The 24,227-nt window shown below is 73.5% G+C and carries 31 protein-coding genes; 18 read left to right on the top strand and 13 right to left on the bottom strand.

Annotated features, from left to right (window positions below; all coding sequences use genetic code 11):
* Positions 1 to 10: 10 nt before the first annotated feature.
* Positions 11 to 1,051, bottom strand: a complete 1,041-nt coding sequence (locus AB0H37_RS24215) for a tyrosine-type recombinase/integrase (protein ID WP_360615317.1) — start codon at positions 1,049 to 1,051, stop codon at positions 11 to 13.
* Between the two features lie 81 nt (positions 1,052 to 1,132).
* Here AB0H37_RS24215 and AB0H37_RS24210 point away from each other — a divergent pair, with 81 nt between their 5' ends.
* The gene (locus tag AB0H37_RS24210) at positions 1,133 to 1,591 is read left to right on the top strand and encodes a hypothetical protein (RefSeq protein ID WP_360615315.1); all 459 of its coding nucleotides are present in this window, start codon (positions 1,133 to 1,135) and stop codon (positions 1,589 to 1,591) included.
* 36 nt (positions 1,592 to 1,627) lie between these two features.
* On the top strand, positions 1,628 to 2,332 hold the full coding sequence (locus AB0H37_RS24205; protein ID WP_360615314.1) for a DUF72 domain-containing protein: 705 nt from the start codon (positions 1,628 to 1,630) through the stop codon (positions 2,330 to 2,332).
* On the opposite strand, the gene AB0H37_RS24200 is transcribed toward AB0H37_RS24205, so the two are convergent.
* Both AB0H37_RS24200 and AB0H37_RS24195 read right to left on the bottom strand, forming a co-directional pair.
* A complete protein-coding gene (locus AB0H37_RS24200; protein ID WP_360615312.1) occupies positions 2,322 to 3,404 on the bottom strand; it encodes a serine hydrolase domain-containing protein in 1,083 nt (360 codons plus the stop codon). The genes AB0H37_RS24205 and AB0H37_RS24200 overlap by 11 nt on opposite strands.
* Before the next feature lie 5 nt (positions 3,405 to 3,409).
* Positions 3,410 to 3,931 (bottom strand): pyridoxamine 5'-phosphate oxidase family protein, encoded by a 522-nt coding sequence (locus AB0H37_RS24195; protein WP_360615310.1) that lies wholly within the window; start codon positions 3,929 to 3,931, stop codon positions 3,410 to 3,412.
* Between the two features lie 311 nt (positions 3,932 to 4,242).
* Here AB0H37_RS24195 and AB0H37_RS24190 point away from each other — a divergent pair, with 311 nt between their 5' ends.
* From AB0H37_RS24190 to cydC, 8 genes are all read left to right on the top strand, one after another.
* Positions 4,243 to 4,680, top strand: a complete 438-nt coding sequence (locus AB0H37_RS24190) for a nuclear transport factor 2 family protein (protein WP_329090549.1) — start codon at positions 4,243 to 4,245, stop codon at positions 4,678 to 4,680.
* A 50-nt stretch (positions 4,681 to 4,730) separates the two neighbouring features.
* Complete coding sequence (locus AB0H37_RS24185) at positions 4,731 to 5,255, top strand: GNAT family N-acetyltransferase (protein ID WP_360615308.1); 525 nt, start codon at positions 4,731 to 4,733, stop codon at positions 5,253 to 5,255.
* A gap of 83 nt (positions 5,256 to 5,338) precedes the next feature.
* Positions 5,339 to 5,911 carry a TIGR03086 family metal-binding protein gene (locus AB0H37_RS24180; protein ID WP_360615306.1) on the top strand — a complete coding sequence of 191 codons (573 nt, stop codon included), beginning with the start codon at positions 5,339 to 5,341 and terminating at the stop codon, positions 5,909 to 5,911.
* Positions 5,912 to 6,067: 156 nt separating this feature from the next.
* Complete coding sequence (locus tag AB0H37_RS24175; protein WP_360615414.1) at positions 6,068 to 7,204, top strand: MFS transporter; 1,137 nt, start codon at positions 6,068 to 6,070, stop codon at positions 7,202 to 7,204.
* 116 nt (positions 7,205 to 7,320) lie between these two features.
* The gene (locus AB0H37_RS24170; RefSeq protein WP_360615412.1) at positions 7,321 to 8,577 is read left to right on the top strand and encodes a cytochrome ubiquinol oxidase subunit I; all 1,257 of its coding nucleotides are present in this window, start codon (positions 7,321 to 7,323) and stop codon (positions 8,575 to 8,577) included.
* A gap of 13 nt (positions 8,578 to 8,590) precedes the next feature.
* Positions 8,591 to 9,334 (top strand): cytochrome d ubiquinol oxidase subunit II, encoded by a 744-nt coding sequence (locus AB0H37_RS24165; RefSeq protein ID WP_360615304.1) that lies wholly within the window; start codon positions 8,591 to 8,593, stop codon positions 9,332 to 9,334.
* Between the two features lie 9 nt (positions 9,335 to 9,343).
* The gene (cydD, locus tag AB0H37_RS24160; protein WP_360615302.1) at positions 9,344 to 10,969 is read left to right on the top strand and encodes a thiol reductant ABC exporter subunit CydD; all 1,626 of its coding nucleotides are present in this window, start codon (positions 9,344 to 9,346) and stop codon (positions 10,967 to 10,969) included.
* Positions 10,966 to 12,702, top strand: coding sequence for a thiol reductant ABC exporter subunit CydC (cydC, locus tag AB0H37_RS24155; RefSeq protein WP_360615300.1), 1,737 nt, complete (start codon positions 10,966 to 10,968; stop codon positions 12,700 to 12,702). Before cydD ends, cydC begins: the two co-directional genes overlap by 4 nt.
* Here the strand turns inward: cydC and AB0H37_RS24150 are convergent.
* Positions 12,648 to 14,225: a PLP-dependent aminotransferase family protein gene (locus tag AB0H37_RS24150; RefSeq protein ID WP_360615298.1), complete on the bottom strand. Its 1,578-nt coding sequence runs from the start codon at positions 14,223 to 14,225 to the stop codon at positions 12,648 to 12,650. The two genes, cydC and AB0H37_RS24150, sit on opposite strands and share 55 nt — an antisense overlap.
* A 28-nt stretch (positions 14,226 to 14,253) precedes the next feature.
* Here AB0H37_RS24150 and AB0H37_RS24145 point away from each other — a divergent pair, with 28 nt between their 5' ends.
* On the top strand, positions 14,254 to 15,087 hold the full coding sequence (locus AB0H37_RS24145; protein WP_360615296.1) for a methyltransferase domain-containing protein: 834 nt from the start codon (positions 14,254 to 14,256) through the stop codon (positions 15,085 to 15,087).
* 38 nt (positions 15,088 to 15,125) lie between these two features.
* Here the strand turns inward: AB0H37_RS24145 and AB0H37_RS24140 are convergent, their stop codons facing one another.
* From AB0H37_RS24140 to AB0H37_RS24100, 9 genes are all read right to left on the bottom strand, one after another.
* Positions 15,126 to 15,647, bottom strand: coding sequence for a gas vesicle protein K (locus tag AB0H37_RS24140; RefSeq protein WP_360615294.1), 522 nt, complete (start codon positions 15,645 to 15,647; stop codon positions 15,126 to 15,128).
* The gene (locus AB0H37_RS24135; protein WP_229810634.1) at positions 15,644 to 15,850 is read right to left on the bottom strand and encodes a gas vesicle protein; all 207 of its coding nucleotides are present in this window, start codon (positions 15,848 to 15,850) and stop codon (positions 15,644 to 15,646) included. The genes AB0H37_RS24140 and AB0H37_RS24135 overlap by 4 nt, the downstream gene beginning before the upstream one ends.
* Entirely contained in the window at positions 15,847 to 16,731 is an 885-nt protein-coding gene (locus AB0H37_RS24130; protein WP_360615292.1) for a GvpL/GvpF family gas vesicle protein, read from the bottom strand. Before AB0H37_RS24130 ends, AB0H37_RS24135 begins: the two co-directional genes overlap by 4 nt.
* Entirely contained in the window at positions 16,728 to 17,078 is a 351-nt protein-coding gene (locus AB0H37_RS24125; RefSeq protein ID WP_179838716.1) for a gas vesicle protein, read from the bottom strand. The genes AB0H37_RS24130 and AB0H37_RS24125 overlap by 4 nt, the downstream gene beginning before the upstream one ends.
* 51 nt (positions 17,079 to 17,129) lie before the next feature.
* Positions 17,130 to 17,387: a gas vesicle protein GvpO gene (gene gvpO / locus AB0H37_RS24120; protein ID WP_179835009.1), complete on the bottom strand. Its 258-nt coding sequence runs from the start codon at positions 17,385 to 17,387 to the stop codon at positions 17,130 to 17,132.
* A gap of 10 nt (positions 17,388 to 17,397) precedes the next feature.
* Positions 17,398 to 17,649 carry a gas vesicle protein GvpG gene (locus AB0H37_RS24115; RefSeq protein WP_179835008.1) on the bottom strand — a complete coding sequence of 84 codons (252 nt, stop codon included), beginning with the start codon at positions 17,647 to 17,649 and terminating at the stop codon, positions 17,398 to 17,400.
* A 6-nt stretch (positions 17,650 to 17,655) separates the two neighbouring features.
* The gene (locus AB0H37_RS24110) at positions 17,656 to 18,444 is read right to left on the bottom strand and encodes a GvpL/GvpF family gas vesicle protein (RefSeq protein ID WP_179835007.1); all 789 of its coding nucleotides are present in this window, start codon (positions 18,442 to 18,444) and stop codon (positions 17,656 to 17,658) included.
* Positions 18,441 to 18,878 (bottom strand): gas vesicle protein GvpJ, encoded by a 438-nt coding sequence (gvpJ, locus tag AB0H37_RS24105; protein ID WP_179835006.1) that lies wholly within the window; start codon positions 18,876 to 18,878, stop codon positions 18,441 to 18,443. The genes AB0H37_RS24110 and gvpJ overlap by 4 nt, the downstream gene beginning before the upstream one ends.
* Before the next feature lie 201 nt (positions 18,879 to 19,079).
* Positions 19,080 to 19,451 carry a hypothetical protein gene (locus AB0H37_RS24100; RefSeq protein ID WP_179835005.1) on the bottom strand — a complete coding sequence of 124 codons (372 nt, stop codon included), beginning with the start codon at positions 19,449 to 19,451 and terminating at the stop codon, positions 19,080 to 19,082.
* A gap of 211 nt (positions 19,452 to 19,662) precedes the next feature.
* On the opposite strand from AB0H37_RS24100, the gene AB0H37_RS24095 reads away from it, so the two are divergent.
* The 7 genes from AB0H37_RS24095 to AB0H37_RS24065 are packed head-to-tail and all read left to right on the top strand — an operon-like array spanning position 19,663 to position 24,220.
* Entirely contained in the window at positions 19,663 to 20,265 is a 603-nt protein-coding gene (locus AB0H37_RS24095) for a hypothetical protein (protein WP_360615291.1), read from the top strand.
* Entirely contained in the window at positions 20,262 to 20,528 is a 267-nt protein-coding gene (locus AB0H37_RS24090; protein ID WP_360615289.1) for a monovalent cation/H+ antiporter complex subunit F, read from the top strand. Before AB0H37_RS24095 ends, AB0H37_RS24090 begins: the two co-directional genes overlap by 4 nt.
* A 13-nt stretch (positions 20,529 to 20,541) precedes the next feature.
* Positions 20,542 to 20,835 carry a monovalent cation/H(+) antiporter subunit G gene (locus AB0H37_RS24085; RefSeq protein ID WP_179835003.1) on the top strand — a complete coding sequence of 98 codons (294 nt, stop codon included), beginning with the start codon at positions 20,542 to 20,544 and terminating at the stop codon, positions 20,833 to 20,835.
* Between the two features lie 7 nt (positions 20,836 to 20,842).
* On the top strand, positions 20,843 to 21,292 hold the full coding sequence (locus tag AB0H37_RS24080; RefSeq protein ID WP_360615287.1) for a DUF4040 domain-containing protein: 450 nt from the start codon (positions 20,843 to 20,845) through the stop codon (positions 21,290 to 21,292).
* The gene (locus tag AB0H37_RS24075; protein WP_360615285.1) at positions 21,289 to 22,011 is read left to right on the top strand and encodes an MnhB domain-containing protein; all 723 of its coding nucleotides are present in this window, start codon (positions 21,289 to 21,291) and stop codon (positions 22,009 to 22,011) included. The genes AB0H37_RS24080 and AB0H37_RS24075 overlap by 4 nt, the downstream gene beginning before the upstream one ends.
* Entirely contained in the window at positions 22,008 to 22,361 is a 354-nt protein-coding gene (locus AB0H37_RS24070; protein WP_179835001.1) for a cation:proton antiporter subunit C, read from the top strand. Before AB0H37_RS24075 ends, AB0H37_RS24070 begins: the two co-directional genes overlap by 4 nt.
* Positions 22,358 to 24,220 (top strand): complex I subunit 5 family protein, encoded by a 1,863-nt coding sequence (locus tag AB0H37_RS24065; protein WP_360615283.1) that lies wholly within the window; start codon positions 22,358 to 22,360, stop codon positions 24,218 to 24,220. The genes AB0H37_RS24070 and AB0H37_RS24065 overlap by 4 nt, the downstream gene beginning before the upstream one ends.
* The last annotated feature ends 7 nt before the right edge of the window (positions 24,221 to 24,227 follow it).

The raw sequence follows: 24,227 nt of genomic DNA, 5'->3' as shown, positions 1-24,227 counted from the left end.
CAACGCCGCATCAACCACCCCGCCGGCCCTCCACCGGACCCAGCAGCGGATGCACCCGCATCGCCGCCTCCAACTCACCCGGAAGCTCATCGCGATACCGACCCAGCGTCGACAGATCCGCATGCCCCAGCACCCGCCGCACCGCGTCCATGTCCGTCGCCGCCGCCAAAAGATGCGTCGCCGTCGTATGCCGCAACCCATGCGGCGTCACACTCCGCCGCCGCCCCGCATCCACCCGCTCCAACACCCGATCGATCACCCCCTGCACATCACCCCGCGCCAACCGCCGCCCCCGCCACGACAACAGCAACGCCTTCGGCTCCCGCCCCCGATCCAGCAACCCCCGCCCCTCCGCCAGATACGCGTCCAGCACCTCCACCACCGGACGGGGGAGCGGCACATCCCGCGTCCGCCCGCCCTTACCGAAGATCCGCCAATACCGCGTCCCCCCGTTGACGAAGAAATCCTCCACATTCGCCGACGTCAACTCCGACACCCGCGGCCCCACCGCCGCCAGCAACAACACGATCAACCCGTCCCGCAACTCCGTCCGCTGATCCGGACGCCGCCGCACCACACCAGCCCCCGCATCCGGCGCATCCGCCAGACCACGCGCCGCCCCCAGCAACCCCTCCGCCTGCTCCACCGTCAACGCACGCCGCTCCGCCCGCAACCCACCCCGCTGCTTCGGCCGCACCGTCACCGCCTGCATCGGATTCAACTGCACCCACCCCGCCACCACCGCATGCCGGAAGAACGCCGACACCGAACGCCGGAACCGCGCCTGCGACGCCCCACTCTGCGACGGCGCACCCCCCGCCCCCACAGGCCGCGCCCCCCGGCGCCGCCGCTCATCAGGCTTACGCGCGAACCTGAGCAGAACCTCATCGACGTCCTCGCCCGTCAGATCGTCCAGCACCCGGTCCTCACCCGCCAGCGCCCCGAACGTCACCACGTCCCGCACATACACCTCCGCCGACGCAGGCGCCAGCGCACCCGTCGACGCCTTCGCACGCACCATCTCCGCATAGCGATCCACACACTCGGCCACGGACACACGCTGAACATCGGCAGGACGCACCCGCCGGACGCTACCCCCCACCACCGACAGAACCCCCGTAAGATCGACAACATGGGGGAGCGGGCACTGTTCGACCAGATCGGCGAGATCATCCGCGGATCCACCCCACCCCGCCTCGGCCACCCCCACATCCACGTCCGCCACAACGGCGTCAAAGCCTGGTTCGGCGACCCCGCACCCCAACGCGAGCACTACGAAGCCCAGATCATCCCCGCCGCACTCACCCCCGGCGCCCACCACCACGCCATCGAGATCGGCTTCCACGCCGAACACCCCGCCGAACCCGACAACCAGGCCACCCTCACCCACCTGCTCACCACCGAACCCACCTGGCGCGCCGACCTCGGCGACGAACCCCGCACCGGCGCCTTCCTCGGCCGCACCACCTGGCGCCGCATCTCCGAAACCTGGCCCGACGCCGACCTCACCGGCCCCGACATCCCCTTCGAGATCGGCGTCCGCCTCGTCGACTACATCCGCGCCCTGGAACCCCACCGCAAACGGGTATGACCACCCGCACGCGTCCACCGGACAGGGGAGGGGCCCGTGCTCATCGGCACATCGGGATGGCAGTACGCCGACTGGCGCGACGTCCTGTACCCGCCCGGCCTCGCCCAACGGAACTGGCTCCGGCACTACGCCGACACCTTCACCACCGTCGAGAACAACAACGCCTTCTACCGCCTCCCCGCCCACGAGACGTTCGAGCTGTGGCGCGACAACACCCCGCCCGGCTTCGTCATGGCGATCAAGGCCAGCCGCTACCTCACCCACATGAAACGCCTCAAGGACCCGGCAGAGCCGGTCGCGCGCCTCATGAACGCCGCCCACGGCCTGGGGGACAGGCTCGGCCCCCTCCTGCTCCAACTCCCGCCCACCCTGCAGGCCGACACCGACCGCCTCACCGAGTGCCTGCACCGGTTCCCGGACGGCACCCGCGTCGCCGTCGAACCCCGCCACCCGTCCTGGTGGACCGACGACACCCGCCGCGTCCTGGAACACCACGAAGCGGCCCTGTGCTGGACCGACCGACTCGGCGAGGCGCAGACACCCCTCTGGCGAACGGCCGACTGGATCTACCTGCGCTTCCACGAGGGACCCGCCGAACCCTGGCCGGAGTACGACGACGAGACCCTCCGACGCTGGGCCGACGAACTCGATGGGGCACAGGACGCCTACGTCTACTTCAACAACGACCCCGGCGGCGCCGCCGTCCGCAACGCCCTCCGCTTCACCGACCTCACGACCTGATCTCGGCCGCGATCAGGCCCGCGAGCCGCTGCGCGGTGTCGAAGTGGGGAGTGAGACGGGTCTTGGTCATCGCGAAGGAGACGCCGGAGGCGGTTTCGGCATAGACGTAGCTGCCGCCCCCACCGACCCAGCCGAACGCGGTAGGCGCCTCCTCCGGCCGAGCGCCGACGCGGCCGAGCGGATAGCCCAGCCCCAGCCGTACATGGTTACCGAAGACCTGGTCAGTGCCCTCGAAGGCCACCGCCGTCAACTCCTCCAACTGGCGTGAATCGATGAGCCGACCATCCAGGACAGCGGCGTTCACCGCAGCGATTCCCCGCGCCGTGAACGTCCCGACGGACGGGACGTCCGCCTGCAGGATCTCGCGGCTGTTGCCCATGGCCGCGGTCGGCTGCAACTCCCAGGGCGCGAGAACGGCACCATCGTCAGGTGGCGCGACCGGGGGAGGAGCGGCGTCTTCGAGCCGCGCCAGCCGGGCCAGCTCGGCGCGGGGAACACCGAAGTACAGGTCACCGGCGACCCCCAAGGGCATGGCGACCCACTCGTCCAAGAGCTGCCGCATCGGCTTGCCCGTGGCCCGACGCGCGACCTCGCCGACGAGGAAGCCGTAGGTGAACGAGTGATACCCCGTCTCGGCCCCGGGCCGCCATCGCGGTTCGGCGCCGGCGATCGCGCCGCACACCCGCGACCAGTCCGTCAGGTCGGCGGGACCGATGTCCGGAGGCATCGCCGGCACTCCGGCCGAGTGCGTGAGCACGTGTCGAAGAGTCGCAGTCGCCTTGCCGCGGGCACCGAACTCCGGCCAAAGGTCGGCCACCGGGGTGTCGTATCCGACGGCACCGGTCCCGACGAGCAGGTGAGCGATCAGCGACGTCATGACCTTGCCGGAAGAAAAGCTGAAGAACGGGGTCTCCGTGGTCGCCCTGCGCCCGGTCTGGCCGTCGGCCACTCCGGCGACGGCATCGACGACAAGGGCACCGCGGTGGTAGCAGGCCACCTGCAACCCGGTTTCGGCCCCGCTCTCAACGAGTTCGTCGAGGACGCTCTGGACCTTCCCCTGCAGTGAGGGCATCGTCGTCACCGGCTCGGCCACGTGTAGCGGGTCTGGCTGGACGCCGGCAACTTGCCGAAGGCGAATCCGACGGCCGGCGCGACTCGATAGAGCCTCACGTCGCCGGCGATGACGGCGTCGCCCAACCCGTACCAGGTGCCCTCTGGGCTGGTCAGATGCGGGCCGTACTTCCGCTCGAAGTCCGCGGCGGCCTGCCGGCGTTCCGAGCGATCATCCACTACAGATGCGAGACCCTCGATAACGACGTCCACACCGGTCAAGGCATTGGTGCCCGTCGTCAGCACACATCGGGCATTGTGCTCGAGATTTCGCGCCTTGCGCTCCTGACCGCCCGTGGTGAAGCACAAGCCGCCCAGACTCCAGGCCGCCAGCAACGGCGTCACGTGCGGTCGCCCGTCAGGCCGCACCGTGGAGAGCCAGAACACCTCCGCCTCACCGAGGACCGCGAACGCCGACGCCCACGGCGTCGCCTGCGCGCCTGGAGACGAGAACGGGCCCAGCTCGGTAGCCGGTTCACGGTCGACCATGTCACACCCTCAATTCGACGAGGCATCCTCAGCCGTCCTGATGATGACCTGAACCCGCCGACAAACTCATCGGTCCGCGCGCGACGACGTGCTCGGCATGGCTCGACGTACTCCGCAGCAGTGGTTCGATCGCGTTTCTCAAACCAGACAGAATCCAGCTTCTGTCTGGTTTAGACGAGAAAGGGTGGAATCTTGCGCGGAGGAGGGCGGAGTCCCGCTTTGATCCATTACCTGGGAGGTCATCGCCGCGGCAGGGAAGGCGCTGGCAAGGTTGCCCGCCGAGCCAACCTGCACATCGACGGAGGTCGACCATGTCCGGAACTGCTACGCCGACGAGCACGCGCGCCGTGGTGGAGGAGTTGCTGCGCCGGATCGGCGAGGGCGACCCCGAACGGATCGCCGCCCTGTACGCCGAGCACAGCGACTGGAAGCTCGACTGGCCCGAGGCCGAGCACGGCCGCGCCGCCACGCCCTGGATCCGGCACCGGTCCGGCCGCGCCGATGCCGCCGCGCACTATCGGCAGATCGCCGAGCACCACGTGCCCGAGAAGGTGGACACGCAGGTGGAGCGCATCCTGGTGGACGGGGATGACGCGGTGGTGCTGGGCGAGATCCGGCAGACGGCGCGGTCCACCGGGCGCGCCTATCGCGCCCGGTTCGCCCTGCACCTCACGGTCGAGAACGGCCTGGTCGTCCGGCACCACGTCTACGAGGACAGCCTCGCCGTCGCCCAGGCGTTCACGCCCTGACCGGGATCAATCCGGTTCCGTCGACGGCGACGTTGGGTCAGACTTGCCCGGTGGATGATCTCGCCCGGCCGCCGCGTCTGGTACCGCCCACGACGGCGGTGCGCGAGTCGTTCCTGACCGGAGAGAGGGCCGACCACCTGGCGACCGGCGACCCGACGGACTGGCTGGACGAGGCCCACCGTGACTTCGAGGCGTTCGTGGCGCGCCGGCGCGGTGTCCAGGAGCGTTGGGGCGTCCCGTCCACGACGTACTGGTACGTCTCGGGCGAGCACTACATCGGGACTCTCATCGTGCGGCATCGCCTGACGCCGGAGCTCGCGGAGGTCGGCGGGCACATCGGGTATCACGTCGTGCTCCCGTGGCGTCGGCGGGGCCACGCCACGCGGATGCTCGCGGTGGGGCTGGGCGAATGCCGCCGGCTCGGCCTGGAACGCGTTCTGCTGACGTGCGCCGCCGGCAACGAGCCGTCCCGGAGGGTCATCCTCGCGAACGGCGGCGTCCACGACGGCCGCGCCCGCGGCGAGGACCGCTTCTGGATCGACCTCGCCGCCGAACACGCGGCGCGCACCGCGTGAACCGGCCGCGGAGTGCGCGGAGCGCCCCACTTTCTCCAGGTCTGATCGTTGGTCGATAATGAGCATTATGTTAAGTAGAGGTGATGGGGATGGTGCCGGGCCGGTTCGTTCGCGCGTTGGACGCCTTCGAGGCGGTGCTCGCCGCGACGCCTGCGGACCGGTGGCTCTCCCCTTCGCCGTGCGAGGGCTGGGCGGCGGTCGACGTGGCCGGGCATGTGACGGCCGGGCTGCTGGTGGTCGAGATGCGGGCCGCCGGACGTCGGCTGCCTGAGGACGATCCGGACTGGCGCGAGGTCGCCGGCGCGGACCCGGTGGCGTCCTGGCGGCTGGTGCGGGCGCGGATGACGGCCGAGTTGACCCCCGAGGCGTTGGCTCGTCCGGTGCGGCTGGCTCTCGGCCTGGAGATGACGCTGAGCGAGTGGCTGGAGGGTTATCCGCTGGAGCTGCTCGTCCACGCGTGGGATCTGGCGCAGGCCACCGGGCAGTCGGTCGTCTTCGCCGCCGATCTGGTCGGTCCCGCGCTGGCGACCGCGCGGCGGATGGCGCCCGGTGGTCGTGAGGCGGGCATGCTGGGCCCGGAGGTCGCCGTGCCCGCTGGCGCCGACGACCTGGCGCGCCTGCTGGCGCTCTTCGGCCGCTCCCCCGCGGGTGTGTGAGGCAGCCGGAGATGGTTACGGAGAGTAGCGATCTGGGGGGTCGTCGGGGGCCTCTCCCCCGTCGATTTCCTGGTGCGCGGGCGGGTCTGTGCCGGTTAGGGTGCAGGCATGCGCCGACGACATTGATCTTCACCTGAGGCGGGGCTCGCGCGGAGGCTGTACGGCTACGCGTTCCTCGAGGATTTCGTTCTTCTGTACCCGGTGTACGCGGTGCTGTTCGCTGAGACCGGGCTCTCCCCCGCCGCCGTCTCGTCGTTGTTCGTGATCTGGTCGGTCACGACGTTCGCGCTGGAGCTGCCGTCCGGTTTGTGGGCGGATGTGTTCTCGCGGCGGTTGCTGCTGGTGGCCGCTCCCCTGCTGGCGGGTGCGGGTTTCGGGCTGTGGGCCTTCTTCCCTTCGTATCCGGCGTTCGCGGCCGGGTTCGTGCTGTGGGGCGCGGGGTCGGCGCTGCGTTCGGGGACGATGCAGGCGCTGGTGTACGAGGAGTTGGAGCGGGTGGGGGCGCCGGGCGCCTATGCGCGGCTGGTCGGGCGTTCTGAGGCGGTGTCGCTGCTGGCGGTGGTGGCGGCGTCGGCCTTGGCGTCGCCGGTGGTGGCGGCGTGGGGGTACCGGGGGCTGGGTGCGGCGAGTGTGGCGGCTTGCGTGGGGTGTGCGGTGGCGGGGTGGTTCCTGCCGGAGTCCGGGGGCGGCGGTGAGGGCGCGGAGGAGCCGTCGTTCGGGTCGGTGGTGCGTCAGGGGTGGGCGCAGGTGCGGGGTGAGCCGGCGGTGCGGCGGGCGCTGGTCCTGGTGATGGTGCTGGAGGGTGTGACCGCGCTGGATGAGTATGTGCCGTTGCTCGTGCGGTCGACGGGTGTGGCGGCGTCGGCGGTGCCGTTGCTGGTGCTGGTGGTGACGGTGGGTGATGCGGTGGGTGGTTGGTCGGCGGGTCGGGGTGTGCGGTGGCTGGCGCCGGTGCTGGGGGCGGGTGCGGTGTGCCTGGCGGTGGGGTCGCTGGGTGGTCGGCCGGGTGGGCTGGTGCTGGTGGCGGTGGCGTTCGGGGTGTTCCGGTGGGCGATGGCGGCGGCGGACGCGCGGTTGCAGGGGCGGGTGGGTGATGGGGCGCGGGCGACGGTGACGTCGGTGGCGGGGTTCGGGGCGGAGGCGGTGGCGGTGCTGGTGTTCGCGGGGTATGCGCTGGGGTCGCGGTGGGCGGGTGCGGGGGTGTTGGTGGGGGTGGCGGCGGTGCCGTACGTGGTGGTGGCCGTCGTGCTGGGGTTGGGGGCGTGGCGTGGCCGTGTACATCCGGAGGCGTAGGCGGCGGGTGGGCGGTACGCGAAAGGCGCATGGCGGTTGAACGCTCTCGCCGGATTCGTGGGCGGTGGGTGCGGGCCGAGGATCGTGGGGTCGTTGCGGATCGATTCTTGGAGCGTGTGCTGATGGGTGCGGATCCGCTGGATCTGGCGCGGGTGCAGTTCGCGTTGACGGCCGGCACGCATTTCCTGTTCGTGGCGCTGACGCTGGGGTTGGCGACGCTGGTGGCGTTGACGCAGACGCGGGCGGCGGTGTCGGGCAGTGCGGTGCATGCGCGGATGGTGCGGTTCTGGGGGCAGTTGTATGTCATCAACTATGCGGTGGGGATCGTCACCGGGTTGGTGATGGAGTTCCAGTTCGGGTTGAACTGGTCGGGGCTGTCGCGGGTGACGGGGAACGTGTTCGGTGCGCCGCTGGCGCTGGAGACGATCGTGGCGTTCTTCGTGGAGTCGACGTTCCTGGGGTTGTGGATCTTCGGGTGGGATCGGCTGAACCGGTGGGTGCATCTGGCGCTGATCTGGGTGGTGACGCTGACGGCGTATCTGTCGGCGTATTTCGTGCTGGTGGCGAACGGGTGGCTGCAGCGTCCGGTGGGGTTCGTGATGGTGGACGGTGTGGCGCGGCTGGACGATGTGGGGGCGTTGCTGGCGAATCCGACGGCGTTGCTGGCGTTCTTCCATGTTCTGTTCGGGGGGTTGCTGACGGCGGGGTTCTTCATGGCGGGGGTGAGTGGTTTTCATCTGCTGCGGAGGACGGCGGAGGTGGAGTTCTTCCGGCGGTCGATGCGGATCGGGTTGCTGACGGTGATGGTGTCGGTGATGCCGGTGGTGGTGTTCGGCGGGATGCAGTTCCAGTACGCGCAGCCGACGAAGACGGGTGGGCGCAAGGCGGCGGCCGCGGTGGCGGATTTCTCGGCGCGGTTCGGGCCGGATGATTACCGGGCGCCGGTGCTGGCGGGGGTCGGTGAGGCGCTGATGATGGCGATGTGGATGCTGATGCTGCTGGTGGCGGCGGTGGCGTTGGTGAAGTTTCCGTTCGGGCGGTGGCTGGTGCGGGGGCGGGTGTTCCACGTGCTGATGATCGCTGCGGTGCCGTTGCCGTATGTGGCGATGGTGGCGGGGTGGGTGTTCCGTGAGGTGGGGCGGCAGCCGTGGATGGTGTACGGGGTGCTGAAGACGCGGGACGCGCTGTCGCCGGGTGTGGGGGCGGGGACGATCACGGTGTCGTTCGTGGCGTTCTCGGTGCTGTTCGCGGTGCTGTTCGGGGTGAACGCGTGGCTGCTGGCGCGGTTCGCGCGGCGGGGTCCGGAGGGGGCGGGGTTGGGTGCCTCTCCCCCGGTGGAGCCGGCCGCGCCGGTGATGAGCCCGACGTTCTGACAGGAGTCTGGTGATGGATTCTCTCGCGGTGGTGTTGCTGGCGGTGTTCTCGGCCGGGTATCTGGTGCTGGCGGGCGCCGATGTCGGGGTGGGGATGCTGCTGCCGTGGCTGGGGCGGGACCAGCGGGAGCGGCGGTTGGTGATCGCGTCGTTCGCGCCGTTCTTCCTGGGCAACGAGGTGTGGTTGGTGGCGGCGGCGGGTCTGGTGGCGGGTGCGTTCCCGGGGCTGGAGCACGGGTTGCTGGAGGAGTTGTATCCGCTGTTCGCGGTGCTGCTGTTCGGGTGGGTCGTGCGGGACATGGGGTTGTGGCTGCGGGGGCGGGTGGACGCGGCGGTGTGGCGTGGTGTGTGGGACGCGGCGATCGTGGCGGGGAGTTGGGCGCTGGCGTTGGCGTGGGGTTCGGTGCTGGGTTCGGTGCTGGCCGGTGGCGGGCTGGGTGTGGGGAGCGTTGCGGGGTTGCCGTTGGCGGTGCTGTTTGCTTGGCATGGGGCGGGGTTCGTTCGGTGGCGGTTGCCGGTGGGGTTGGCGGAGCGTGCGGGGCGGGTTCCGTCCCGGTACGGGTTGTCGGCGCTGGTGATGGCGGGTGCGCCGGTGGTGGCCGGGGTGCAGGTGGAGTGGTCGGAGGTCGTGGCCGTGGGTGCGGGGCTGACGATGACGGTGGTGGTGACGGTGGTGGTGCTGCCGTTGCTGTTGGCGTCGCAGGCGCTGGTGTGGTGGACGTTCCGGGGGCGTGTGGAGTCGCCCTCGTACTTGTAGGCGGGCCGGGTGAAGGGTGTCGAGGGGCGTCTGCTGCGGCGGGTTCCTGGCGGGGTGATGGTCCTGCTGGGGGTGCTGGCGGCGGGTCAGGGTGTTCTGCTGGTGGTGCAGGCGGAGCTGTTGGTGCGGGCGGTGGCGGGCCTGGATGCGGGGCCGTTGCCGTGGGTGGCGGTGGTGGTGGCCGGGCGTGCGGTGCTGGCGTGGGTGGGGGCGCTGGTGGCGGGCCGGGCGGCGGCGCGGGTGAAGCGGGGGCTGCGGGGTGCGCTGCTGGAGAGGGCGGCGGGTGATGCGGGGGCGCGGGTGACGTTGCTGACCCGGGGGTTGGACGCGGTCGATCCGTTCTTCACCGGTTATGTGCCGCAGGTGGTGGCGGCGTGTGCGGTGCCGGTGGTGGTGTTGGTGCGGCTGGTGGCGGCGGATTGGGTGTCGGCGCTGGTGGTGGCGGTGACGGTTCCGTTGGTGCCGGTGTTCGGTGCGCTGGTGGGGATGCGGACGGCGGCGTTGACGGGTCGGCAGTGGGGGTTGCTGCACCGGTTGGGGGGTCATTTCCGGGACGTGGTGGCGGGGCTGGGGACGTTGCGGGCGTTCGGGCGGACCGGTCATCAGTCGGTGGTGGTGCGGGAGCTGGCGGGTGAGCATCGGCGGGCGAGTGTGCGGGCGCTGCGGGTGGCGTTCTTGTCGTCGCTGGTGCTGGAGCTGGTGTGCGCGTTGTCTGTGGCGCTGGTGGCGGTTCCGGTGGGGTTGCGGTTGCTGGGCGGGGAGATGGCGCTGGCGACGGGTTTGCTGGTGTTGGTGTTGACGCCGGAGGTGTTTCTGCCGTTGCGGGCGTTGGGGCAGCGTTTCCATGCGAGTGCGGAGGGGGTGGCGGCGGCGCGGGAGGTGTTCGCGGTGCTGGACGCGCCGGCTGTTTCCGGGTGCGGTGGCCGGGTCGTGGTGGGGGCGGGGGCGCCGGAGATCGTGCTGGAGGAGGTGACGGTCCGGTACGGGGGTGCGGCGGAGGCGGCGTTGGATCGGGTGTCGCTGCGGGTGGGGCCGGGTGAGCGGGTTGCGGTGACGGGGCCGTCGGGGGCGGGCAAGTCGACGTTGCTTTTGGTTCTGGCGGGGCTGGTGTCCCCCGATTCGGGGCGGGTGCTGGTCGATGGGGTGGATCTGGCGGAGCTGGATGTGGAGGCGTGGCGGGCGCGTGTGGGGTGGGTGCCGCAGCGTCCGCATCTGTTCGCGGCGTCGGTGGCCGACAACATCCGGCTGGGTGATCCGGGTGCCGGGGCGGGGCGGGTGGTGGAGGCGGCGCGGGCGGCCGCGGCGGATTTCGTCGGGGAGTTGCCGGAGGGGTTGTCGACGGTGCTGGGTGAGGGCGGTACGGGGTTGTCGGCGGGGCAGCGGCAGCGGCTGGCGATCGCGCGGGCGTTCCTGTCGGGGGGTCCGGTGATGCTGCTGGACGAGCCGACGGCGCGGCTGGATCTGCACAGTGAGCGGGTGTTGGTGGATGCGGCGGTGCGGTTGCTGGCGGGGCGGACGGCGGTGCTGGTGGCGCATCGTCCGGCGTTGCTGCGGGCGGCGGATCGGGTGGTGCGGTTGGAGGGCGGCCGGGTGTGCGCGGGGGCTGGTGGGCGGGTCGGCGAGGAGGCGGCGTGAGGGGCGCGTCGGGGGTGTGGGGTGCGGTGCGTCCGCACGCGGTGCGGTTGGTGGCGGCGGGTGCGGCGGGTGCGGCTGCGGAGCTGTGCGGGCTGGGGTTGATCGCGGCGGCGGCGTGGTTGATCGCGCGGGCGTCGCAGGGGCCGGAGCTGGGGGCGTTGTCGGTGGCGATCGTGGCGGTGCGGGGGTTCGCGCTGGCGAAGGGGTCGCTGCGGTATGTGGAGCGGCTGGCGGGGCATGACGCGGTGTTGCGGGCGCTGGCGGAGTTGCGGGGTCGGGTGTTCGACGCGTTGGCGGCGGCGCGTCCTGGGGCGCGGCGGGTGCGTGACGGTGACGCGCTGACGCGGATGGTGTCGGATGTGGACGCCGTCCAGGATCTGTTGCTGCGGTGTGTGCTGCCGGTGGCGGCGTCGGTGGTGTGCGGGGCGGCGGGGGTGGTGGTGTGCTCGCTGGTGGAGGTGTCGGCGGCGGGGGTGCTGGCGGTGGGTCTGCTGGTGGCGGGGGTGGTGCTGCCGGCGGTGGCGGCGGTGGCCGGTGGGCGGGCGGCGGCGCGGATGGCGGAGGGGCGTGAGGTGCTGGCGGTGCGGTCGCTGGATGTGCTGGAGGGGGCGCGGGATCTGGCGATGTTCGGTGCGTCGGGCCGGTATGCGGAGCGGGCGCGGGATGCGGTGCGGCGGTTGGAGGGGGCGGAGCGGTCGGCGGTGCGGGTCGCGGCGGTGGTGGCGGCGGCTGGGTTCGTGGTGCAGGGCGTGACGGTCGCTGTGGTGGCGTGGGTGGGGTTGCGTGCGGGTGTGGACGAGGTGGGTGCGGCGGTGCTGGCGTTGACGGCGCTGGTGGCGGTGGAGTCGGTGCTGCCGCTGGCGGGTGCGGCGCAGCGGTTGCGGGAGGTGGCGCCGGCGGTGCGGCGGGTCGGGGCGGTGCTGGCCGCTCCCCCGGCGCTGGGGCCGGCGCGTCCGGTGGTGGTGCCGCGGGGGCCGCTGGAGGTGGAGTTGCTGGGGGTGCGTGTCGCCTACGGGGAGGGGGCGGCTGTGGAGGGGGTGGCGCTGGACGGGGTGGATCTGCGGGTGGAGCGGGGCCGACGGGTCGCGGTGGTGGGGGCGAGCGGCGCGGGCAAGAGCACCCTTTTGGCGGTGCTGTCCGGGGATGTGCCGGTGGCGGCGGGTGCGGTGCTGCTCGGGGGCCGGGACGTCGGCGGGTATGCGCCCGGGGATGTGCGGGCGGCGGTACGGGGGCTGGCGCAGGACGCGCATGTGTTCGCCGCGTCGGTGCGGGCGAATCTGCTGCTGGCGCGTCCGGACGCGGGTGAGGCGCAGTTGTGGGCGGCGGCGGAGCGGGCGCGGTTCGGCGAGGTGGTGCGGGCGTTGCCGGACGGGTGGGACACCGTGGTGGGGGCGGGTGGTCGCGGCCTGTCGGGCGGGCAGCGGCAGCGGCTGCTGCTGGCGCGGGCGCTGCTGGCCGATCCGCCGGTGCTGGTGCTGGACGAGCCGACGGAGGGGTTGGATCCGGTGGCGGCGGACGCGGTGACGCGGGAGCTGCTGGAGGCGCCGGGTGGCGGGACGCTGCTGCTGGTCACGCATCGGCTGGCGGCGCTGGGGGCGGCCGACGAGGTGGTGGTGCTGGATCGGGGGCGGGTGGTGCAGCGGGGCCGGCATGAGGAGTTGCTGGCGGTGGCGGGCGCCTACCGCGACCTGTGGGAGGCCGAGCTTCTGGCCGCCCGGGCGGTGGCGTGCTGACCGTGGAGGTGGTGGAGGGCGCGGGCGAGGGCGGTGATGGCGTCGGTGATGGCCGAGGTGGGGACGGCGGCGTATCCGAGGACCAGTCCGGGCGGGTGGGGGCGTTGCGCGTGCCATGACAGCGGGTGGGTTTTGACGCCGTGTTCCAGTGCGGCCGCGGCGAGGTCGGCGTCGTTGAGGCCGTCTGGGGGGTGGCGGGGGAAGGTGATGGTCAGGTGCAGGCCGGCGGCGGCGCCGTGGACGGTCGCGGTGGGCAGGTGCGCGGCGATGGCCTCGATCATCGTGTCGCGGCGCCGGCGGTGGCGGCGGCGCAGCAGCCGCAGGGTGCGCTCCATGTCGCCGGAGTTCATGAGTTCGGCGAGGACGTGTTGCGGGAGGGCGGCGTTGCCGAGGTCGGCGAAGCGTTTCTCGGCGATGACGGCGTCCAGGTGCGGGGGCGGCGGCAGGATCCAGCCGATGCGCAGTGCCGGGGCCAGGAGTTTGGAGACGCTGCCGGTGTAGAAGGCTCGGTCGGTGAGCATGGAGCGCAGTGCGGGGACCGGGGGCCGGTCGTAGCGGTGCTCGGCGTCGTAGTCGTCCTCGATGACCAGGCCGCCTGTGGCGGCCCAGTGTGTGAGGTCGCGGCGGCGGTCGCCGCCGAGCACGACGCCGGTGGGGAACTGGTGGGCGGGTGTGAGCAGGACGGCGGGGGCGCCGGTGGCGCGCAGGCGGTCGACGCGGATGCCGGCGGCGTCGACGGGGACGGGCGGGGTGCCCATCCCCCAGTGCGCCAGGTGCTGGCGGACGCCGAGGGAGCCGGGGTCCTCCACGGCGATCCGGTCGATGCCGTCGTGGGCCAGGACGCGGGCGATGAGGCCGAGGGCCTGGGCGGTGCCTGCGACGATGACGATGCCGTCGGGGTCGGCGTGGATGCCGCGGTAGCGGGCGAGCCAGGTGGCGACCGCGGTGCGCAGTGCGGGGGTGCCGCGCGGGTCGCCGTAGCCGAGGCCGGTGGCGGGCAGGTCGCGCAGGACGGTGCGTTCGGCGCGCTGCCAGGCCGCGCGGGGGAAGGCGGCGAGGTCGGGCAGGCCGGGTGACAGGTCGATGCGGGCGGGAAGGTCGCGCAGGACGTCGAACACGTCCGCGCCCGGTTCCGCCGGGAACGGTTTCTCCGGGGATGGTGCGGGGTCCGGTGGTGAGGTGGGAGCTCTGCGGGGCGGGCCGGTGGTGGGTGGGGCCGGGGTGAGGGGCGCGGCGACGACGACGGTGCCGGCGCGGCCGCGTCCGGCGAGGTGGCCTTCGTCGGCCAGGCGCTGGTAGGCCTCGGTGACCGCGCCGCGGGAGACGCGCAGGTCGGCGGCCAGGACGCGGGTGGCGGGCAGGCGGGCTCCCACGGGCAGGCGGCCGTCGGCGATGGCGTCGCGGAGCCGTCCGGCGAGCCAGTCGGCGAGCCCGCCGGGCGGGGCGTCGGCGGGGTCGAGTTGCAGGAAGTCCGACCCTCGCGTTATGGACCTGTCGTGTTCGCCGTCATTGGATCTGTTCACCAGGCCATTGTGGGACCACGGTGGACCCATGGAAACCACGATGGCGAGTGGCCCCGGCGGCTATGTGCACGGGTACTCGGGGCGGGAGGCGCGGCGGCTGGGCGACCAGGCCGATGTCCTGGCCGCGTTGCTGCACGACGGGACCGCCTACCCGGCGGGCAGCCGGGTGCTGGAGGCGGGCTGCGGTGTGGGGGCGCAGACGGTGCATCTGGTGTCGCGCTCCCCCGGCGTGCGCCTGACCGCGGTGGACCTTTCGCGCGCGTCCTTGGACCAGGCCCGCGCCCGCGTGGAGGCGTCCTTCCCCGCGGCGCGGGTGCGGTGGCGGTGCGCCGACCTGCGGGATCTGCCGTTCCCCGACGCGGCTTTCGACCACGTGTTCGTGTGCTTCGTGCTGGAGCATCTGCCCGATCCGTGCGCCGCGCTGGCGGGGCTGCGGCGGGTGCTGCGTCCCGGGGGGACCCTGACCGTCATCGAGGGCGACCACGGGTCGGCGTTCTTTCATCCCGACAGCGCCCACGCGCGCGCTGCGATCGCCCACCAGGTCGCGTTGCAGGCCGCGGCGGGCGGCGACGCCCTGCTCGGGCGGCGGTTGGGTCCGCTGCTGGAGGAGGCCGGGTACGCGCGGGTCGGTGTCGTCCCGCGGACCGTCTACGCCGACGGGGCGTGTCCCGACCTGGGGCGGGCCTTCACCCGCGACACCTTCGCCGCGATGATCGAGTCGGTCCGGGACGAGGCCGTCGCGGCCGGGCTGGCCACCCCGGCCGACTTCGACCGCGGGGTCGCCGACCTGCACCGCGCCGCGGGCCCCGAGGGCACGTTCCACTACGCCTTCTTCAAGGCGACCGCCGTGAACCCGCGGTGAAAGCGGTGACCGTGGCCCGCCGGGCCGGGCCGGGCTGGTCAGTTGTCCGGCAGGAGGGGGCCGAGCGGGCCGAGGTCGAGGTTGAGGTCGTGGTCCTCTAGGTCGAAGTGGTCCTTGAGCCGGGTCATCGCCTCGTCCAGGCGCATCAGCGCCAGCCCCAGGTCCTCGATCTGCTGGTCGCTGAGGTCGCCGCCCTCGGCGCGGCGCAGCGCCTGCCGCTCCATCAGCTGCCGGATCAGCTCGACCAGGGTCAGCACCAGCTTCACCAGGTCCCGCTCGACCGTCTCGGGGTCGGAGCGCAGCCGCTGCATCGTGCGCGAGGACCGCTCCCGCAGGTCCGCCTCCCGTACGGGCGCGGCGCGCACCGGGGCGTCCGCGGATGACTCGGTGCGTCCCGCCAGGATGTCGTCGGTGAAGGGGTCTCCCACCGCGGGGTCGCGCACCGACACCTCCCCGCTCACCGGCTCGCTGCTCCCCCGCCCGCGCTCGCCGCGCGGGGAGGGTTCACGGCCGGTCTCCCGGGGGGTGCGGTGAGGGGGCTCGTGGCCGGGTCGGCTCATGGTCGTTCCTCCTCGGGCAGCAGCTCGTCGCGGACGGAGGTGATCAGCGCCCGCAGGGACACCTCCACCAGGTCCACGCCCGCGATCGAGATGACCAGGTCGCCGGTGATGACGACACCGCCCGCCAGGAGCCGGTCCAGCAGGTCGACCAGCGCGATCCGCTCCATCGGGGCGTCGCGGCCCTGGTCCAGCAGGGCCGTCACATCGCCCCCGGCTCGATGAAGGAGTAGGGCGGCCAGGGCCCCGTCACCTCCACCTCGATGCCCGCCAGCTTCTCGGCGGCCGCCCGCGTGACCGCCAGGAACCCCTCCACCTGCTCCTCGTCCAGCAGGTAGGCGACGTTGAGGATCTGCGTGCCCGGCCGGCCCGACAGCCGCGGGTCCTGCGGCGGGTGGTGCCGGGACGCCACGGCGTGGTCGGCGAGCTCGGCGTGCACCGCGTCGGCCTGCTCGCCGACCCGGCGCCCGGCGTCGGCGCGGCGTCGGCGCTCCTGCTGCCGGCGCCGCAGGTACGCGGTCCCGACCCCGCCGGACGAGCCGCCCGCGGGATCTTCGGCCGGGGGCTCGGCGCCCGGCGCGGGTCCCTCACCGGCGCTGGGGCCGTCCTGCTCGGCGTCGCCGCGCAGCAGTTCGGGGTCGGCGTAGGCCTTCACGCCCCACTCCGAACGGCCGGTGATCAGGTCGAGGACCTCGGTGAAGCGGCCGCCCTCGTCCGAGAGCACCTCGGCGACGCGCGCGTCGTCGCGGTAGATGGTCGCGATCCGCACGGGCGCGGTGGGGGCGGCGTGCGCGGCCCGGTCCACCACGTCGTGGTGGGCGCGGGCGGTGGCCTCCAGCCACTCCAGGTCCTCCAGGTTGGCGCGCAGAGCCGCCTCGCCGTACTCGGCGAGCCGGACGGTGCTGACCAGGGCGGTCAGCCCGGCCGCGACGACGCCGCGCACCGGCGCGCCGGCCACCCCGGCGGTGTCGCCCAGCGCGGCCGGGTCCAGGCCCCGCGCCACCCCGTACAGGTAGACGCCGGTACCGGCCGGGTCGGCGGTGCCGTGGGCGCCGGCGGTCTCGCCGGCGAACCCGGGGGCGGTCATGATGGGGACTCCTTCCCGTCTCCGGTCGGTTCGGCGGCTCCGTCGGCGCCCGCCTCCAGGGCGGCCAGGCGTTCGCGCAGCCGCCGGTTCTCCTCCAGCAGCTCGCGGTCGCCCTGGCCGTCCACCTCCTTCTGCCGGGCCTTGGAGGACAGGGACGGGTCGTGCTCCCACCAGTCGATGCCCATTTCCTTGGCCCGGTCCACCGACGCCACCAGCAGCCGAAGCTTGATCGTCAGCAGTTCGATGTCCAGCAGGTTCACCCGGACGTCCCCGACGATCACGATCCCCTTGTCGAGGATGCGTTCCAGCAGGTCGGCCAGGTTGGCGCCCTGCCGTTCCCCGGCCATCGACCGCGCCGGGGAGCGCTGGCCCGTCCAGGAGATCTCACTCACAGCCGCTCAGTTCCTCTCGACTCGTCCGCGGGCATAGCGGCCGGCGCGCCGGTAGCTCACCAGCTCCCCGTCCTCGTCCACCTCGGTGTCGTAGACCGCGAGGATGTCCGCGGAGTCCGGGATGCGGTGGGTCTCCACGACCTCCACCTTGACGCGCCAGCCCTCCTCCGTGCGCTCCATTCCCACGACGCTCTCGGCCCGGCGGCCGGTCATCGCGGTGACGTGCTCCACCGCCATCGCGGCGGCCTTGGACGCGGACAACATGACCGGCCTCCTAGCCGCCCGGCTGGTAGCCGCGGGCGCGGCCCTCGTTCAAGCGGTGGATCAGCTCCTCCTCGCGCTCGGCGGCCTCCTCCTCGGTGATCTCGCCGGCGGCGGCCTCGTCGGCCACCTGCTGCATCTCCGCGGCGATCCGCCCCGGGTCGTACAGCTGCGCCTCGGCCTGCTCGGTCAGGGTCTCGGCCAGCCACATCACGCCCTTGACGGGTGCCAGGGGCGCCGTGACCAGCCCGGTGAAGAATCCCATCGCCGCTCATGCCTCCGGAACGAAGTCGTAGGGCGGCAGGGGCCCGATCAGCCGGATGCGGATCCGGTCGCCGTGCTCCTGGCCCAGCTTCTCCACGGCCTCCTCGAACGCGGCGCGGCGGTCGGCGCGGACCAGGAACGAGGCGTCCAGGACGTCCTCCTCCCTGGCCGGGGTCTTGCGCGTGAACGCCTCGGCCGCCGAGGCCGCCCCGTCCAGCAGGACCTGCTCGTCGCTCTCCCGGAGCCGCTGCATCGACTGCGCGATCAGCTCGCCGAGCCGGACCCGGTCGTAGTAGACCGCGTCGGCGGCGTCGGCCGGGACCTCCCGCAGCCGCTGCGCCAGCTCGGCGACCTCCGGGTCGTTCTGCATGATCTCCCGCAGCACCGCGTCCTCGACGTAGGTGCCCTTGACGCGCAGCTCGACGCGGCCCTCCAGCTGGTCCAGGACCTGCCCGAAGCGGTCGGAGTTGCCGGCCAGCAGTTCCTTCTCCACCGCGTCGCGGTCGGCCAGCGCCGCCCCGAACCGGAACGGCAGGACCACGGTCCCGGCGTCGACCAGCGCGTTCAGCACCCGCTGGTGCGCCACCAGGTCGGCGCGCTCGCCCAGGGCCCGGTCGGCCGGCAGGTCGCTGACGACCGCGGCGGCCACACCGCCGTCCTCGACCAGCGACACCGTCCCGTCGTCCAGCCCGGCCAGGTCCGGTGGCAGCGCCACGCCCGACCGGGTCACCCCGTACACGTACTGCGGGATCCGGTTCCCGGCCTCAGAGCCGCCGGGGGTCTGAGGCGTGCTCATTCTTCCTCGTCCTCCTTCTTGCGCGACGAACGGCGCCGCGCGGGCTGCTTGTCGTCCTCGTCCTCGTCGGAGCCGCCGCCGAAGGTCTCCTTCAGCCGGTCCTGCGCCCCTTCCAGGGCGCCGCGCGTCTTCTTCTTGGCGCCGGACTCCTGCATGCCGCCAACGAACTCCGGCAGACCCTGCGAGGTGCCGTCGTGAGCGATGTCCAGACGGTTCACCGCCTCGGCGAACCGCAGGTAGGTGTCGACACTGGCGACGACGATCCGCACGTCGATCGTGAGGATTTCGATTCCCACCAGCGAGACCCGCGCGTACAGGTCGATGACCAGACCCTTCTCCAGGATCAGGTCGACCACGTCGGCGAGGCCGCTGCCGGAACCGCCGCGCTGCACGACATTGCTGCCCGAAGTCTGCTGGGCGATCGGCCCAGTCATGTGATCGCTCCTTCTGGGGGTTGACCCGTTGGGGGGTTGAGCATGACCCCCGGTGTACCCGCCTCGGCCTCCCTAAACAGGGGATCTGTTTCCGGTTATGTGCCGGTCAGGACGAAATGTCCGTGCCAGCACGTGCGACGCCCCCGCAGAACGGGTTCTGCGGGGGCGTCGCCCTCGTCGGGAATTCCGGGAGGCCGGAGGTCAGCGCTTCCGGGCGGTGAGACGCCCGACGACGATCCCGGCGACGGCCGCCCCCGCCACCGGCGCCGCCCGCAGGAACCGGCCGAGCGTGAGGAGCTTGGCCAGCCCCGCCGCGCGGCCGGGCAGCGCCGCCACCTGGCCGCCGGCCCGCGCGACTCCCGTCCCCGCGGTCTTCGCCGCGCCCTGCGCGGTGTCCTTGGCGGTGTTGGTCGTGCTCTTGGCAGTGGCCGTCGTGCTCTTGGCGGTGCCCTTCGTGGTGTCCTTGGCGGCCGTGCCGGCGGCCTCGGCCTTGCCCGCCGCCTTGCCCGCCGTCCTGCTGACGTTCTTGCTCGCTTGTCCGGACCCGTTGCCCGGGACCGAGGGGGTCTTCATCGTCCGTCCTTCCGTCGGGGGGATCTTCCTGCCGAACCGGTGTGCCGCCGCTGCGGTCCACCGGCGAAGAATCGCGTTCGTCGGCCGTAACGCGGCCTACCCCACCCGGCCACCGCAAACATGCGAACCGCCCGTGCACAGGGATCTGGCGGGGCGCGGCGGGCGGCCGGGGCCGACGGTTGGAACCCTCGCTCCGGGTATGCCGAAACCCATGCCACCCGATGAGCCGCCGTGCGCACCGGCACCGCCGCCGCGCCCCGGCCCGGCCCGGCAGGCCGCCGAGCCGCTGGCCTGGTGGACGGCGCTGCTGGCGGTGTACCTGGCGCTAGTACCCGCCATCTCCCCCACCGAGATCACCGTCGGAGCGCTCACGGCCGCCGTGGGGGCCGCCGCCGCGGTCGCCGCGCGCCGGGTCCTGCTCACCACCGGCACCGCCCGCCCGCCCGGGAGCGGCCGCGAGCCCGCCGCCGGCCGCGACGCGTCCCGGCGGCCTGTCGCGCCCGTCCGGCTCCTCCCACCGCTGGCGCGGCTGCCGGCCCAGATCGTCGCCGACACCGCCCGCATCACCGTGGGCGGTGCGACCGGCGGGCACTGGACGACGCCGGCCGCCCCGCCCGGCCCCGCCGGGCGCGGCGCCGCGACCCTGCTGATGTCGACCTCCCCCGGCACCTACGTCGGCGGCGTCGACCCCGAACGCGGGCTGCTGCGCGTGCACCGCCTGACCGGCCCCTCGCCGTTCGAGCGGAGCCTGCGGCGCGCCGGGCTCATCGACGACCCGCCCGCGCAGGGGCCGCGCGAGGGAGGACCGCGGTGAAGACCGACGTCGCGGGCACCGCGCTGCCCGCCCTGGCCGTCATGGCCGGCGCGCTGCTGCCGGCGCTGCTGGCCACACTGCGCGGACGGCCCGCCGGACGGCTGGCAGGGTTGATCGTCACCGGGCCGCTGGTCACCCTCGCGCTGGTGCTGCTGGCCGCCGCCTACGGCCGGCCCGCCTACCTCGACGTCGCCCTGGTGCTGGCGCTGCTGTCGTTCGCCGGGTCCCTGGTGTTCGCCCGGTTCCTGAGCCGGACCCTGTGAAAGGGGGCCACCGATGTCCCTGGACCTGCTCGCCGACGTGCTGACCTGGGCCGGAACCGCCCTCGCCGTCGCCGCCGGGATGCGGCTGCCCCTCACCCGCGGCGCCGCCGCCCGCCTGCACACCGTCGCGCCCGTCACCGTCCTGGCCGCGCCGCTGCTGATCACCGGGCTGGCGCTGCGGCCCTGGTCGTCCTGGCACGACGTCGCCAAGCTCGCCGTCATCGCCGTCCTGCTCGCCGCGACCGGCCCCGCCACGCTCGCCACCGCCGGGCAGGCCGTCGAACGCGCCGCCGGCCGATCGGAGTGAACCCGCCGTGACCATCGCGACCGCCCTCAGCTCCGCGATCACGACCGCGATCACGACCGCGATCACGACCGCGCCGGCGCACGTGGCGGCGGACGTGCTGTCCGGGCCGCTCGCCGACGCCCTCATCTCCGCCGCCCTCGCCCTGGCCGCGCTCATGGCCACCGCCGTCGTCCTGACCCGCGACACCGTCCGCCAGGCGATCGTGCTGTCGGGCTACGGGATGGTCCTCGGCCTGCTGTTCCTCATCCTCCAGGCGCCCGACGTCGCGATGTCCCAGATCGGCGTCGGGACCGTCCTGCTGCCGCTGCTGGTCGTGCTGGCCCTGCACGCCACCCGCCGCTACCGCGACACCGGCGACGAACCACCCGCCCGGGACGGCACCGAACGCGGACAGGGCGCTGGAAGGAGCGGAGGACGGGGCGCGGGCGGACGCGGCGGCGGGCAGGCGTCCCGGTGAGGCCCCGCACCCGCGTCTCGCTGTTCGCAGCCGGCGCCGCCGGAACCGCCGCCCTTTTCACCGCCGGGACGCTCGGCCTGCCCGCCTTCGGCGGCTCCCTGCACCCCTACGCCGACCGCGCCGTCCACCAGGCCGTGCGGCGGGGCACCCCCAACGTCGTCTCCTCCGTCAACTTCGACCAGCGCGCCTTCGACACCCTCGGCGAGGAGCTCATCCTGCTGTCGGCCGCGCTCGCCGCCGTGGCGCTGCTGCGCGTCGTGCGCAGCGAGGACGAGCGCGACGGCGCCACCCACCGGCACGGGCCCGCCGAGGTGTCCGACGCGCTGCGCATCGTCGGCCACCTGCTGCTGCCCCTCACCCTGCTCATCGGCGTCTACATCGTCGCGCACGGCGCCGAGTCCCCCGGCGGCGGCTTCCAGGGCGGCCTCGTCCTCGGCACCGCCATCCACCTGCTCTACCTGGCGGGCGACTACCCCGCCCTGCAGCGCCTGCGGCCCATCCCGGTGTTCGAGTCCACCGAGGCCGTCGCCGCCGCCGCGTTCGTCCTGCTCGCCCTCGCCGCCGCCGGGGCCTCCCCCGCCGCACGCGTCCCCGCCCTCAACACCGCCGTCGGGATCGAGGTCGGCTGCGCCCTGGTCCTGCTGCTCGGCAAGTTCTTCGAACAGGCCCTCCTGGTCCGCGAGCACCGCGGAACCGGCGGCCCGCGGGAGCCCACGTGAGCACCGTCCCCTACCTCACCGCCGGCTGGATCATGCTCGTCGGCCTCTACGGCGTCGTCACCACCCGCGACCTCGTGCACGCCGTGGTGTGCCTGTCGGTCACCCAGTCCGGCACCTACGTGCTCCTCCTGGCCATCGGCTACCGCTCCGGCGCCACCGCCCCGGTGTTCTCCGACCGACCGCCGCCCCCCGCCGGCGGGCCCGTCACCGACCCCGTCGTGCAGGCCATGACCCTCACCGACATCGTCGTCGGCGCCACCGTCACCGCGCTGCTGCTCGCCCTGGCCGTCCAGGTCGCCAAACGGCGCGGCACCCTGGACCCCGGCGACCTGCGCCCCCTCGAACCGTGATCCTGCAGGCCACCGTCGCGCTGCCCGTCCTGGTCGCCGCCCTGCTCGCCGCCACCGGACGGTGGCTGCCGCGCCCGGCCGTCGACATCACCGCCCTGGCCACCGCCGCCGCCGTCACCGCCCTGACCGCCCTCACCCTCGCCCGCGCCCCCCACCGCCCGCAGGTCACCTGGCTCGGCGGCTGGGGCCCGGGCACCGGCGTCGGCATCCCCCTGGCCGCCGACCCCCTCGCCGCCGCGCTCGCCTGCGTCGCCGCCGCCCTCACCCTGGCCGCGCTGGCGTTCTCCTGGCGCTACTTCACCGAGATCCAGGCGATCTTCCACGCGCTCATCCTGCTGTTCCTGGCCTCCATGTGCGCGTTCGTCTACACCGGCGACCTGTTCGACGCCTTCGTGTTCTTCGAGCTGATGAGCGTCGTGGCGTTCGCGCTCACCGGCTACCGCTCCGAGGAGCCCGCCACCGTCCACGGCGCCCTCAACTTCGGCATCGTCCAGTCCCTGGGCGCCTACCTCACCCTCGCCGGCATCGCCCTGATCTACGGCCGCACCGGGCAGCTCGGACTCGCCGCCATCGGCCGCCACCTCACCGGCGGCGGCGGCCCCCACCCGCGCCCGGACGCCCTGATCACCGCCGCGTTCGTGCTCATCTGCACCGGCTACCTGGTCAAGGCCGCCGCCGTCCCCTTCCACTTCTGGCTCGCCGACGCCCACGCCGTCGCCCCCACCCCCGTGTGCGTCCTGTTCTCCGGCGTCATGGTCGAACTCGGGGTGTACGGGGTCGCGCGGACCTACTGGGCCGTGTTCCCCGGGCTGGTGCCGCTGCGCGCCGTCGCCGTCCTCGGCGCCGCCGCGGCGCTGCTCGGCGCGGTCATGTGCGTCCTGCAGCACCACGTCAAGCGGCTGCTGGCCTACTCCACCATCAGCCACGCCGGGCTGCTGCTGGTCGGCGTCGCCGCCGGCACCCCCGCGGCGCTGTCGGGCACCGCCTACTCCCTGGCCGGGCACGCCGGCGTGAAGGGCGCGCTGTTCCTGGCCGCCGGGGCGCTGCTGAACCGGTTCCAGAGCGTCGACGCCCGCGACCTGCGCGGACGCGGACGCGTCATGCCCGTCACCGGCGCCGTCGTCCTCACCGGCGCGCTGTGCCTGGCCGGGCTCCCGCCGTCGGGGCTGTTCGCCGGGCACTCGGTCACCGAGCACGCCGTCCTGGAGCAGGGCTGGTGGTGGTTCACGCCCCTGTCCATCGCCGCGTCCGCCGTCACCGCCGGCGCCGTCCTGCGCGTGTGGCTGGTGGTGTGGCGCGGCATGCCCCTGCGCCGCGACCCCGGCGAAACCGGCGCCCGGGACGGCGCGGCGGAAGAGCACGGACCCGCGGGGCAGGACGACCGGGAGGGGCCCGAGACCCCCGTCACCCTCGCGTCCATCCCCTGGGTCATGGTCGCGCCCGCGGTCGCGCTGCTGGCCGCGGGCCTGGCGATCGGGCTGCTGCCCGGCGGGCCCGTCGCCGACGCCGCCGCGATGTTCGCCGACCGCGACGCCTACGCCGCCCTCGTCCTGGACGGCCGCCTCACCCACCCGCACGCGCCGCCCGCCGAGCCCTGGACGCTCGCGGGCCTCGCCGGATCGACCGTCACCCTGCTACTGGCGCTGGGCGTCGCCGCCGCCGGCGTCCGCCGCGCCGCCCCGACCCACCCGGCCGGCACGGCCGCCGCACGCCCCGCACGGGGCCGCGCCCCACTGACACGCGCGGTCGGCGCCGCCACCCGCCGCCTGCACGAACTGCACTCGGGCCACGTCGGCGACTACGCCGCCTGGCTCACCGCCGGCGTCGCCGTCCTGGCCCTGCTCACCGCACGCTTCTGAACCCCCG

Origin of the sequence: Actinomadura sp. NPDC023710 (assembly GCF_040639875.1) — a bacterium.
Classification (GTDB): Bacteria; Actinomycetota; Actinomycetes; order Streptosporangiales; family Streptosporangiaceae; genus Spirillospora; species Spirillospora citrea.
Note: the sequence above shows the minus strand (reverse complement) of the source record. Positions and strands in the feature narration are given on the sequence as shown.

Coding starts and splice junctions, on each gene's coding strand:
- gvpJ (WP_179835006.1), bottom strand. CDS start 18,878: ATGACTGGGCCGATCGCCCAGCAGACTTCGGGCAGCAATGTCGTGCAG.
- AB0H37_RS24200 (WP_360615312.1), bottom strand. CDS start 3,404: ATGCCCTCACTGCAGGGGAAGGTCCAGAGCGTCCTCGACGAACTCGTT.
- AB0H37_RS24140 (WP_360615294.1), bottom strand. CDS start 15,647: ATGAGCCGACCCGGCCACGAGCCCCCTCACCGCACCCCCCGGGAGACC.
- AB0H37_RS24110 (WP_179835007.1), bottom strand. CDS start 18,444: ATGAGCACGCCTCAGACCCCCGGCGGCTCTGAGGCCGGGAACCGGATC.
- AB0H37_RS24145 (WP_360615296.1), top strand. CDS start 14,254: ATGGAAACCACGATGGCGAGTGGCCCCGGCGGCTATGTGCACGGGTAC.
- AB0H37_RS24115 (WP_179835008.1), bottom strand. CDS start 17,649: ATGGGATTCTTCACCGGGCTGGTCACGGCGCCCCTGGCACCCGTCAAG.
- AB0H37_RS24125 (WP_179838716.1), bottom strand. CDS start 17,078: ATGGCCGGGGAACGGCAGGGCGCCAACCTGGCCGACCTGCTGGAACGC.
- AB0H37_RS24095 (WP_360615291.1), top strand. CDS start 19,663: ATGCCACCCGATGAGCCGCCGTGCGCACCGGCACCGCCGCCGCGCCCC.
- AB0H37_RS24190 (WP_329090549.1), top strand. CDS start 4,243: ATGTCCGGAACTGCTACGCCGACGAGCACGCGCGCCGTGGTGGAGGAG.
- AB0H37_RS24130 (WP_360615292.1), bottom strand. CDS start 16,731: ATGACCGCCCCCGGGTTCGCCGGCGAGACCGCCGGCGCCCACGGCACC.
- AB0H37_RS24165 (WP_360615304.1), top strand. CDS start 8,591: ATGGATTCTCTCGCGGTGGTGTTGCTGGCGGTGTTCTCGGCCGGGTAT.
- AB0H37_RS24195 (WP_360615310.1), bottom strand. CDS start 3,931: ATGGTCGACCGTGAACCGGCTACCGAGCTGGGCCCGTTCTCGTCTCCA.
- AB0H37_RS24100 (WP_179835005.1), bottom strand. CDS start 19,451: ATGAAGACCCCCTCGGTCCCGGGCAACGGGTCCGGACAAGCGAGCAAG.
- AB0H37_RS24210 (WP_360615315.1), top strand. CDS start 1,133: ATGGGGGAGCGGGCACTGTTCGACCAGATCGGCGAGATCATCCGCGGA.
- gvpO (WP_179835009.1), bottom strand. CDS start 17,387: ATGTTGTCCGCGTCCAAGGCCGCCGCGATGGCGGTGGAGCACGTCACC.
- AB0H37_RS24180 (WP_360615306.1), top strand. CDS start 5,339: ATGGGGATGGTGCCGGGCCGGTTCGTTCGCGCGTTGGACGCCTTCGAG.
- AB0H37_RS24085 (WP_179835003.1), top strand. CDS start 20,542: ATGTCCCTGGACCTGCTCGCCGACGTGCTGACCTGGGCCGGAACCGCC.